10 protein-coding genes are annotated in these 11,426 nt (G+C 65.3%); 6 read left to right on the top strand and 4 right to left on the bottom strand.

From position 1 onward, the window contains the following. Positions 1-7 precede the first annotated feature (7 nt). Complete coding sequence (locus N4S67_RS11600) at positions 8-1,225, bottom strand: acetyl-CoA C-acetyltransferase (protein WP_260993140.1); 1,218 nt, start codon at positions 1,223-1,225, stop codon at positions 8-10. Then, a complete protein-coding gene (gene fabG, locus N4S67_RS11595) occupies positions 1,222-1,962 on the bottom strand; it encodes a 3-oxoacyl-ACP reductase FabG (protein ID WP_260993139.1) in 741 nt (246 codons plus the stop codon). The genes N4S67_RS11600 and fabG overlap by 4 nt, the downstream gene beginning before the upstream one ends. A 103-nt stretch (positions 1,963-2,065) precedes the next feature. Here fabG and N4S67_RS11590 point away from each other — a divergent pair, with 103 nt between their 5' ends. Next, positions 2,066-3,238 carry an acyl-CoA dehydrogenase family protein gene (locus N4S67_RS11590; protein ID WP_260993138.1) on the top strand — a complete coding sequence of 391 codons (1,173 nt, stop codon included), beginning with the start codon at positions 2,066-2,068 and terminating at the stop codon, positions 3,236-3,238. Next, the gene (locus N4S67_RS11585; protein ID WP_260993137.1) at positions 3,235-4,062 is read left to right on the top strand and encodes a mycofactocin-coupled SDR family oxidoreductase; all 828 of its coding nucleotides are present in this window, start codon (positions 3,235-3,237) and stop codon (positions 4,060-4,062) included. Before N4S67_RS11590 ends, N4S67_RS11585 begins: the two co-directional genes overlap by 4 nt. A 19-nt stretch (positions 4,063-4,081) precedes the next feature. Here N4S67_RS11585 and N4S67_RS11580 read toward each other — a convergent pair whose 3' ends face one another. Beyond that, entirely contained in the window at positions 4,082-4,534 is a 453-nt protein-coding gene (locus tag N4S67_RS11580; RefSeq protein ID WP_260993136.1) for a MaoC family dehydratase, read from the bottom strand. Positions 4,535-4,547: 13 nt separating this feature from the next. Continuing rightward, on the bottom strand, positions 4,548-5,450 hold the full coding sequence (purU, locus tag N4S67_RS11575) for a formyltetrahydrofolate deformylase (protein WP_390893336.1): 903 nt from the start codon (positions 5,448-5,450) through the stop codon (positions 4,548-4,550). Positions 5,451-5,872: 422 nt separating this feature from the next. Between purU and N4S67_RS11570 the strand changes: the two genes are divergently transcribed. The 4 genes from N4S67_RS11570 (at position 5,873) to N4S67_RS11555 (ending at position 11,418) form a co-directional block, all read left to right on the top strand. Continuing rightward, a complete protein-coding gene (locus N4S67_RS11570) occupies positions 5,873-6,625 on the top strand; it encodes a hypothetical protein (RefSeq protein ID WP_260993135.1) in 753 nt (250 codons plus the stop codon). Beyond that, entirely contained in the window at positions 6,622-7,692 is a 1,071-nt protein-coding gene (locus tag N4S67_RS11565; protein WP_260993134.1) for a class I SAM-dependent methyltransferase, read from the top strand. The genes N4S67_RS11570 and N4S67_RS11565 overlap by 4 nt, the downstream gene beginning before the upstream one ends. Positions 7,693-7,853: 161 nt before the next feature. Continuing rightward, positions 7,854-9,218: a cytochrome P450 gene (locus N4S67_RS11560; RefSeq protein WP_260993133.1), complete on the top strand. Its 1,365-nt coding sequence runs from the start codon at positions 7,854-7,856 to the stop codon at positions 9,216-9,218. Between the two features lie 52 nt (positions 9,219-9,270). Continuing rightward, positions 9,271-11,418 carry an Rv1355c family protein gene (locus N4S67_RS11555; RefSeq protein ID WP_260993132.1) on the top strand — a complete coding sequence of 716 codons (2,148 nt, stop codon included), beginning with the start codon at positions 9,271-9,273 and terminating at the stop codon, positions 11,416-11,418. Positions 11,419-11,426 lie beyond the last annotated feature (8 nt).

Here is an 11,426-nt window from a genome sequence, read left to right as displayed (position 1 = left end):
CGCTTGGTCACGCGCCCACCCTTTCGAAGACGGCGGCCAACCCCTGGCCACCGCCGATGCACATCGTCTCCAGCCCATAGCGCACGCCGCGCCGGCCCATCTCACGGGCAAGCGTGGCCAGCATCCGGCCGCCTGTCGCGCCGACCGGGTGACCCAGGGAGATACCCGAACCGTGCACGTTGGTCCGGTCGTGGTCGGCTGCGGTGAACCTCCACTCCCGCATCACGGCCAGGGCCTGTGCGGCGAATGCCTCGTTCAGTTCGATGAGGTCGATGTCGCGCAGCTGCAGGCCTGCTTTGGCGAGCGCCACCTCGGTTGCAGGAACCGGCCCGATCCCCATGACGTTCGGCGCGACGCCCGCCGACCCCCATGCCACCAGCCGGACCAACGGCGTGAGCCCGAGTTCGTCCGCCTTCTGCCGGGTGGTCACGATGCACATCGAGGCGGCGTCGTTCTGACCGCTGGCATTGCCCGCGGTAACGGTGGCGTCCGGATCATCGCTTATCAGAACGGGTTTCAGCTTCGCCAGTGACTCAACCGAGGTGTCGGCCCGCGGGTGCTCGTCGGTGTCGACGAGATCCTCCCCCTGCCGGGTGCGCACCGCGACCGGGATGATCTCCTCGGCCAGGACGCCGTCCTTCTGTGCGGCGACGGCACGCTGATGTGACCTGACCGCCAGCTCGTCCTGCTCCTGCCGCGAGATGCCGTACTGGCGGCGCAGATTCTCGGCGGTCTCCAGCATGCCGCCGGTCACCGGGTAGTGCCGCCCACCCGCGGTGGAGCGGCCGCGGGCCAGAGCGTCGTGCACCTTGACGCCGGTTCGTGCACCTCCCCACCGCATGTCGGTGGAGTAGAACGCGACGTTGCTCATGCTCTCGGCACCCCCGGCGACCACAACGTCGTTGTCGCCGTTGACAACCTGCAGGCAGGCCTGGATGACCGCCTGAAGTCCCGACCCGCACCGCCTGTCGACCTGCATGCCCGGAACCGTCACCGGCAGCCCGGCATCCAACGCCACCACGCGTCCGATCGCGGGCGCCTCGCTGCTCGGATAGCAGTGTCCGAGGATGACGTCCTGCACACTCTCTGGCGCGATCCCGGTCCGATCGAGCAGCCCCGTCAGCGCGGCGATTCCCAGGTCCACCGCGGTCAGCGACGTGAACATGCCGCCGTAGCGACCGATCGGCGTGCGCACCGGTTCGCAGATGACCGCTTCGCGGCTCATATGTGCCGTCCCCCGGTGACCTCGAGGACCGTTCCCGTCATGTACGACGACAGATCGCTGGCCAGAAACAGCGCCACCTTCGCGACCTCGGCCGGTTCACCGGCCCTGCCCATTGGCACCTCGGCCAACTTCTGATCCCAGATGTGTTGCGGCATGGCCACGGTCATCGCCGAGCGGATCAACCCCGGTTGGATCGCGTTGACCCGTACGCCGAGATGGGCGAGCTCCTTGGCGGCGGCTTTTGTCATGCCGACGATGCCGGCCTTGGCCGCCGAGTAGTTGGTTTGGCCGACGAGACCCACCTTGCCGGAGATCGACGACATGTTGACGATCGCGCCACGCTTGTTCTCCCGCATGATCGCCGCGGCCGCCTTCGTCCCGTTCCACGTGCCTTTCAGGTGGACGGCGATGACCTGGTCGAACTGTTCCTCGGTCATCTTGCGCAGCGTCGCGTCGCGGGTGATGCCCGCGTTGTTCACCATGACGTCCAGACCGCCGAACCGCTCCACCGCCGCCGCGGTCAACGCGTCGACCTCGTCGCCCTTGACCACGTCGCAGCGCACGGCGACCGCCACCTGGTCGCCGCCGAGTTGTTTGGCCGCAGCCTCCGTCGCGCCGAGATCCAGGTCGCCGAGCACCACCCGCGCCCCCTCGGCGACGAACCTCTCCGCGATCGCGTAACCCAACCCTTGGGCCCCGCCTGTGACCACTGCTGTCTGACCGGTCAACAACGACACTCGAGCACCTCTCTTCGCTGGTCAGGGACCGAGAAGGGCCCCGTCAAGCCTGAATCATATTTCATATATGATTTGCGAGCACGCAGAGGAGGAGCATCGAACGATGACCACCGCAGAAGTCAGCGACGAGGATTTCGGCGAGATCCTGGCACAGACCCGGCATTTCGTGCGCACCTCCGTCGTCCCGCGCGAGCAGGAGATCCTGGTCGACGACCGGGTGCCCGACGATCTGCGCGACCAGGCCAAGAAGATGGGCCTGTTCGGGTACGCGATCCCGCAGCAATGGGGCGGACTCGGGCTGAATCTCGCCCAGGACGTCGAGCTGGCGATGGAACTCGGCTACACGTCCATGGCCGTACGGTCGATGTTCGGCACCAACAACGGCATCGCCGGCCAGGTCCTCGTCGGCTTCGGCACCGACGAGCAGAAGTCGCGCTGGCTCGAGCCGATTGCCACCGGCGACGTCGTGGCCGCGTTCGCGCTGACCGAACCGGGCGCCGGGTCGAACCCTTCTGGCCTCCGCACAAAGGCCGTTCGCGACGGAGACGACTGGATCATCAACGGCCAGAAGCGCTTCATCACCAACGCGCCGACGGCCAACCTGTTCATCGTCTTCGCCCGGACCCGGCCCGCGGACGATGAGGGCGCCGGGATCGCCGTATTCCTGGTCCCCGCCGACGCCCCCGGCGTGGTGGTCGGCTCCAAGGACGCCAAGATGGGCCAGGAAGGCGCCTGGACGGCCGACGTTAGCTTCGACGACGTACGCGTTCCCGGCGCCGCGTTGATCGGCGGCGATGAAGACATCGGCTACCGGGCCGCGATGATCTCGCTGGCACGCGGGCGGGTTCACATCGCTGCCGTCGCCGTGGGGACGGCCCAGCGTGCGCTCGACGAGTCGGTTGCCTACGCGGCGACAGCAACGCAGGGCGGTACTCCGATCGGTAACTTTCAGCTGGTTCAGGCGATGATCGCCGACCAGCAGACCGGCGTGCTGGCCGGACGGGCGTTGGTGCGCGACACCGCGCGACTGTGGGTCACCGGCGAGGACCGCAGGATCGCCCCGTCTGCGGCAAAACTCTTCTGCACCGAGATGGTCGGTAAGGTCGCCGATCTCGCGGTGCAGATCCACGGCGGTAGCGGCTACATGCGCGAAGTACCAGTGGAGCGGATCTACCGCGACGTCCGGTTGCTACGCCTCTACGAGGGCACGAGCGAAATCCAGCGGCTCATCATCGGGTCGAACCTCGTCAAGGCTGCCCAGAAGGCCCGCGCGTGACCGGGCGGCTCGCAGGCAAGGTCGCCTTCATCACCGGGGCCGCACGAGGTCAGGGCCGAGCGCACGCGGTACGGATGGCGAACGAGGGCGCAGATGTCATCGCGGTCGACATCGCAGGCGAACTGCCCGCCTGCGTCCCGTACGACTCGGCGACGCCGGAGGACCTGAAGGAGACCGTGCGGCTGGTAGAGGCGACGGGGCGGACCATCGTCGCCTCGGTCGTCGACACCCGCGACCACGACGGCCTTCGTCGAGCCGTCGACGACGGTGTCGCCGCCCTGGGCCGGCTGGACATCATCATCGCCAACGCCGGAATCACCTCTCCCCGGGCCTGGGATGCGATCACTGCCGACGAATTCCGCGACGTCATGGACATCAACGTCACCGGCACCTGGAACACCGTGATGGCCGGCGCACAGAAGATCATCGACGGAGGACGTGGCGGCTCGATCATCCTGATCAGTTCGGCCGCCGGAGTGAAGTTCCAGCCGTTCATGATTCACTACACCGCCAGCAAGCATGCCGTTACCGGGATGGCCAGAGCATTCGCCGCCGAACTCGGAAAGCACTCCATCCGCGTCAACAGCGTGCACCCGGGTCCCGTCGTCACGCCGATGGGATCCCCCGGCATGGTCGAGGCGATCGCCAAGGCGGCAGAGGCCGACGGCAACCACGCGCTACTGAACGTGTTGACGCCCTTCCTGCCGACCTGGGTCGCCCAACCGGAAGACATCGCCGACGCCGTCTGCTGGCTGGCCAGTGACGAGTCGAAATTGGTGACTGCACAGGCGATCTCGGTCGATCAGGGCTCGACCCAGTACTGATCTGGCGAGTGCGGGGTACTCAGCCCAGGAAGCGGACAATCGACTCGGCGACGGCCGCGGGCTTGTCCGAGCCGTCGATCTCGACCGTGGTAGTCATGGTCGCCTGCACGCCGCCCTCGAGTTTGTCGACCTTTGAGATCTCCGCGCGCGCCCGCACCTTGGCGCCGACCTTCACCGGCGTGATGAAGCGGACCTTGTTGTAGCCGTAATTGATCGCCATAGCGATGTTCTCGACGGTGTAAAGCTGATGCATGAAGCGCGGCAGCAGGGACAGGGTCAGCAGACCGTGCGCGATGGCCCCGCCGAAAGGCCCACTGGCCGCCCGCTCAGGATCGACGTGAATCCACTGGTGGTCGTCGGTGGCCTCGGCGAACAGGTTGACGCGCTCCTGAGTGACCTCGAGCCACTCCGTGGGGCCGAGCTGGCTGCCCTGCGCCGCACTGAACTCGTCAAGCCCGCTGAATGTCCTCACTGCCGCTCCTTCTTCAGAAGATCACCGTCTGGTTGCCGAATCGGATGATGCGGTCCTCACAGTGCCACAGCACCGCACGCGACAGCACGAGGCGTTCCACGTCTGAGCCGAGCCTGGCCAGGTCCTCGACATTGTGGCGATGGTCGACTCGCACCACGTCCTGTTCGATGATCGGGCCTTCGTCGAGATCTTCCGTCACATAGTGCGCCGTCGCTCCGACGAGCTTGACCCCGCGCTCCTTCGCGCGCCGGTACGGGGCGGCGCCGATGAATGCCGGAAGGAAAGAGTGGTGGATGTTGATGAGTGGGCAACCGACCTCGGTGAGGAAATTCGGGGTCAGAATCTGCATGTACCGCGCGAGAACTACGACGTCGACATTACCTTTCAGCAAATCGAGTTGTCGTTGCTCGGCCTCGTGACGAATTTCTTTCGTCGAGGGCACATGAAGAAAAGGCACCGAGAATGGTCGAACTTGATCGGCGAGGTCCGCGTGATTGGAAATCACCATCACCACCGACATGTCGAGTTCGCCGCGCCGGTTACGCCATAAGAGGTCCAATAAGCAGTGATCCTCTTTTGACGCCATGATCGCGACGCGTTTCGGCTTGGCCGCTTCCGTCAGCCGGAAGTCCATATCGAACTTCGACGCCACCTCCCGGGCGAAACTGCGCTCCAACTCGTCGCGGGCAGCCGTCAGCCCGGGCAGGTGGAAGATCGTTCGCTGCATGAACGTGCCACCGGATTGCTCGGTGGCATGCTGGTCCAGCGACACGATGTTCGCCCCTGCACCGGCGAGGAAGGCACTCACCGCTGCGACCAGTCCGGGGCGGTCGTCGCAGCGCAGCAGAAGCCTTCCTACGTCCTTCGCTGGCAAACTCCCCCTGCCCGTCTCGGGGTACTGGCTCCCCACCTGCATCAGGGTGTCACATAGCGGGGGTCGACGGTGGTCACACGGGTCATCCGGGTCCGCAGAGGCCCACAGCGGGAATTGAACTGGCTCGACACAGCGGCAGCGAAAAATACGTCTTGCCGAGGGCACCTCGGCGGCGGAAAGTATTGCCGTCGGCATCCAAGTTCGCCCATGGCCGTACGCACCATGTTTTACCTCTGTTAATTGTTCTGAGATGTGATAGCCGAACGACAATCGCTGATCTTGACCCGGAACCGGCATTTACGCGCCACAATCGATTTGCAGGACAAGATCGGGGCGCTAGCTGGATTCCGAGTGATGTGTGGCGAGATACTGGGTGTCGGGTATTCGCAAACCAACGCATTCCGATACCTGACAACGAACCGGCGCACCCTTTGTCGGCCGGTTGCCCGAAGGATGGGAAAACTATGACCGTTCCTCAGCTCGACGCCCCGCTATACGACGAAATGCGCTTGGCGCACAGCATCAGTTGGTGGGACGAGGTCGCGGAATGCACGCTGGTGATGTCGCAGCCCGCCATTGACCGCGAGCTCTGGTATGAGTTTCTGCGGGGCGCCGCCCGTAGCTATCGCAAGCACGGCGTTGAGCGGGTGCTCGATGTGGCGGCGATCCGCCATGGCGACGACACCAGCCTGTTCTGGGTGGCGATCGACAGCGCGGGGCGCGTCGTCGGCGGAGTCCGGGCGAAAGGCCCGTTGACAAGTGCCCAGGAATCCCATGCCCTGGTCGAATGGGCTGGACAACCTGGCCTGCCGGCAGTGCACAAAATGATTACCGACCGGCTGCCATTCGGTGTGGTGGAGATCAAATCCGCGTGGGTGACCGACGATATCGATCGGAACCGGTCATTGACCGACGTGCTCGCGCGCGTCCCCCTACATTCGACGGCGGCGTTAAATGCGCAATTCGCGATGGCAACCGCCGCATCGCACGTGATCGCGCGTTGGATTTCCTCTGGCGGCGTTGTCGCAGCACGGATCCCCGCAACGCCGTATCCCGACGATCGATATCGCACAAAGATTATGTGGTGGGATCGCAATACCTTCGCCAACTATGCTGAACCGATACAGTCCGCGACCACACTCACCGAGATCGTGGCACTCAACCGGCATCTCGACCCACTCCGCGATGGCGCAGTGCGGCAAGCGAGCACCGTGTGAGTTGCAAACCCATCGACACGGACTTCACCGGGGCGCACTGCTTCCGAAAGCCCGGCCATCCCGACGCGCTCAACGCGCTCGACGCGCTGACTGCCGATGCGCATCGAATGCGGTATCGGTTGCAGCGCAATAGCATTCGTCACAGCGACCGCCTAGTGAGAGAGTCAGGTGCAGCACCTGAGCAGAAAGGACGCGATCGAATGCCGCTGATTAGGCCACTGTGGCGGATACCGGGCATAGCGCTACGAGAACGGCGCTACCCAGCCGGTCGTGAACGCGTTCCGGAACCGATGGTGATGAACGCGCCGGAATCGGTCGACGCTTTCCACCTGGGCGGCGCGACGAACCCGGGAATGCAGGCGATCTACGACTTCGGAGCCCGGGCTATCGATCGCCTCATCCCCCCTCACGGGCGGTTGCTCGATCTCGGCGTCGGATCGGGTCGAGCGATCAGCGCCATCTTGCGCCGTCGGCCTGACATCAGCGTGACAGCCGTCGATCTGGCGCCGAATATGCTGGCGAAAGCGCGCGACCTGTTTGTCGCCGAGGGCTTGAACTCCCGCGTCGAACTGGTTGAGGCCGACATCACCGCGCTGCCCGGCCGCATCCTCGACCACGAATGGCAGGGCGTCTCCTGCATGTGGACCCTGCACCAGTTGCCGGACGGCAGCACCCTCGAAGCCGCGGTCCGTCAGATCGCTGCCGTGCGCGCGAAAAACGCTGCCGCCGTGTGGATCACAGATTTTGCTCGTCTACGGAATCCTTCCACTACCGCAGATATGCTCGATTGCGTTGATCCTGGTTCCCCGGCGATCCTCCGCGACGACGCGATCGCGAGCGAGGCAGCGGCCTTCACCCCGGCGGAGCTTCTGTCGGCTTTTGAACTCGCGGGATTAGCGGACCTGCAACGTGGCCACCCCCGACCCGTGCCTTACCTACAGGCCTATTGGACGCACGGCCCGCGCCACGACGGTGCTGGTCCAAAGACCGAAGGCGCGCGTCTGCGTGGTCGTGCGGCCCGCGACGCCGCAACGCTGCGGTGGGGTTTCAGTGCTAAGCCGTTCTGAGGCCCAACGCGCGACCGGGCCGATCACCCGGCAGAGACTATATTTGCCTTCGAGACTACCGCCGCGGTGGAGGTCGAGCGGCTCACCTCGGGGGCCATCAACAGATGCCTCCAGTGCTTACCGGCTGTCTGAAAACCCCATGGTGCAGAGCGGAGGAGTACATGCGGCAAGAGACACAGCCTGATCTCGCGTCGCTTCCCCTGCCTCCGAAGAACCCGCTGCCCCACAAACGACGCCTACAGGCCGTGCGCACGTTTCACACAGGCATCGATGAGTTGCGAGAGGCGGGTGGACCGGTCACCCGGTTCAGCCTCGGTCCGCGTTGGCTGATGCCGCCGGTCGTGCTTGTAACGTCACCCGACGCGATCCGCGACGTCTTGTCCCCGAGAGATGACTCGGTCGACAAGACCACGCCCGTCTTCGTCGAACTTCGTCGCGCGCTCGGGTCGAATCTCGCGGACCTCCCGCACAAGCTGTGGCAGCCGCGCCGACGGACTCTACAACCGGTGTTCACCAAACAACGGGTTCACGAATTCGGTGGCCACATGGCACTGGCCGCCGAATCCGTAGCAGAGACTTGGATCGACAACGAAGTCGATCTCGACGCCGAATCGCGCAAGTTGACCATTCGGGCGTTGGGTCAATCGGTACTCGGTGTCGATCTCCGCGATCGCGCGCACGAGGTGTCCGAACCGCTCACGGCAGCGCTGCAGTACGCGATGAGTCGCGCTCTGAGACCGGTGCGCGCGCCATGGTGGCTGCCCACACCCGCCCGCCGACGCGCGCGGTCCGAGAGCGCCCGACTTCACCGGCTGACCGAAGAGATTCTGCATGCGTGCCGAGCTGATCCTGAGCGAGAGGCGCCACTTGTCCACGCCTTGATCGCGGCGACCGATCCAGTAGACGGCCGAAGGCTGACCGACGCCGAGATCTGCGATGAGCTGATCATTTTCCTGTTCGCCGGACATGAGACCACCGCAACCACCCTGGCCTACGCACTGTGGCAGCTGGGACGCAATCCAGAATGCCAGGACCGGCTGGCCGCGGAAGTGGGTGAGTTGCCGGCTCGGCAGCTGACGCCAGACGACCTCCCCCAACTGCCGTACACGGTCCAAGTTGTGCGCGAGGCCCTACGGCTGTGTCCACCAGCGCCGACAGGGACCCGCATGGCGTGCCGCGACCTGCATGTCGGTGGCTATCGCGTCAAGGCCGGCACGATGTTGTTGATCGGGCGAATGGCGGTACATCGCGACCCCACGTTGTGGGACAACCCGTTGGCCTTCGACCCCGACCGGTTCAGTGCGGCCAACTCCGCCACCCGAGATCGGTGGCAGTACTTGCCATTCGGCGGCGGACCGCGATCCTGCATCGGCGATCACTTCGCGATGATGGAGGCCACCTTGGGCTTGGCGACCCTCGTCCGTCAGGCGGAGATCCGCTCGCTCGAGGACGACTTTCCGGTGGCCCTGCACTTCAGCATGATCGCGGGCGGTCCGATCCGCGCCCACGTTCGGCGACGGTCCTGACGCCGCACCACGCCGCGCCGAACGAGCGCCAAGCAATCCACCCGGAGACCCAATGACCCAAGCCGACGAAGTGGAACCCTTCCGAGCCGTGCTGTTGTCTCCCGGCGATCCCGCCGACGACGCCGTCTTGGATCAGCTCCTCGGCGATCCCCGCATCGTGCTCGTCGACAGTCGCGAGGAACAGTTGCGTTGCCTTCGCGAACTGCGCCCGAGCCCGGCGTCATCGCTGTTGGACGAGCCGACGCGGTGGGCTTATTACCCGTGGCGGCAATCCGTTGTCGGAATCTTGGGGCCGAGGGCGTATCGCACCGTGCGCCTGGACCGCAACCGAAACCTCATCACGCCTGGGGAGCAAGAGCGCCTGGGCGAACTGCGCATCGGCGTCGCGGGGTTGAGCGTCGGTCATGTCATCGCGCATGCGCTGGCACAGCAGGGTCTCTGCGGCGAACTGCGACTCGCCGACTTCGACCAGCTCGAACTCTCCAATCTCAACAGGATCCCCGCCACGGTCCTCGAAGTCGGAGTGAACAAGGCGATCGTGGCGGCGCGCCGGATAGCAGAGCTGGACCCGTACATCCGCCTCGAGGTCATGACGGCCGGCGTGACCACCGGCACCTTGGACGCCTTCCTCGACGGGCTGGACGTCGTGGTCGAGGAATGTGACTCGATGGACATCAAGGTCATGGTCCGCGAGGCCGCTCGGCAGCGCCGGTTGCCCGTCCTGATGTGTACCAGCGATCGGGGCCTGGTCGACGTCGAGCGCTTCGATCTCGAGCCCGAGCGCCCAATTCTGCATGGACTCCTCGGCGGCGTGACGTCGACGCAGCTCGCGGGTTTGGCAGTCAAAGACAAGATTCCGTACATGCTGCGTCACCTCGACGCCGAACGTGTATCACCTCGCTTGGCCGCATCTTTCGTGGAAGTCGGGCAGACGCTCTCCTCATGGCCCCAGCTGGCGGGAGACGTCGTCCTGGGTGCCGCCGTGATGGCCGAAGCCGTGCGCAGGATCGCGGTCGGCGAGGCGATCCCGTCCGGCCAGGCCCGGATCGACATCGCGGCGACCCTCAGCGCTCTGCAAGAGCCGGCTGCACCCAGTCACACCGAGATAAACGGTTCGCCAGTCGAAGTGGCCGACGAGCCGCCGAACCCCGGCGGGCTTGTCGAAGTGGTGGCCGCGGCCGCGACGCGTGCCCCATCCGGCGGGAACATGCAGCCGTGGAGTATTCAGACAGCCGACAATGAGGTCCGCATCAGCATCGACACTGGATACACGTCACTGATGGACGTGGGCCGGCGCGGTAGCGCAGTAGCCGTCGGCGCGGCGGTGTTCAACGCCAGAGTCGCCGCAGCCGCGCACCGTGCCGTTGGTTCTGTGGACTGGCTGGCCGACGAGCCCTACTCGCAGTTGACCGCGGTCATTCGCCTCGGAGGCGGCCACGACGACGCGCTGGAACAGCTGTACAAGCCGATGCTCGAGCGCACAACCAACCGACGTCCTGGTGTCCGACAGGCCATCGGCTATGAAGTCGACGCGTCATTGAGGGCCGCAGCAGCTGACGAAGGTGGACGACTGCGCCTGCTGACCGCTGACGGCGACCTTCAGGACGTCGCGGAGGTCTTCGCGGCGGCCGACCGGGTCCGCTACCTCACGCCGGCATTGCACCGCGAGATGTTCGCCGAGTTGCGGTGGCCGGGCGATGAACCGGCGGACTGCGGAATCGACGTCGACAGCCTGGAATTGGATCCGGCCGATGTGGCCGTCCTCGACATCCTTCGGCGCCCTGAGGTGATGGCCCATCTCGAGGATTGGGATGCCGGCGTCGCACTCGGAAACAATGTGCGAGAACAGATCTGCAATGCCTCCGCGATCGGCGTGATCACCGTCCAAGGAAGCGCACTACTCGACTTCGCCCGGGGCGGCGCGGCTGTCGAGGTGGTATGGATCGCCGCCCAACAACGCGGCTTCGCCGTTCAGCCGATTTCACCGGCGTTCCTCCACGCGATATCGGATGACGAGTTGTCGGGCATGTCGGCACGATTCGCGCCCGAACTCCGCAGTCTGCGTCGGCGGTTCCGTCAACTGTGCGCAATCGAACCCGACGAGTCGCTGGTCTTGGTCCTCAAGCTGTCGCACGCCGGGCCACCGTCGGTGCGTAGTAGGCGCCGCCGCCTTCACGGCGCGAGGAGCACCCCCGGGTAACCGATCAT

Source organism: Mycobacterium deserti (genome assembly GCF_025345615.1).
GTDB lineage: Bacteria > Actinomycetota > Actinomycetes > Mycobacteriales > Mycobacteriaceae > Mycobacterium > Mycobacterium deserti.
The sequence above is the reverse complement of the archived record's forward strand: the minus strand, read 5'-3'. Positions and strand labels throughout refer to the sequence as shown.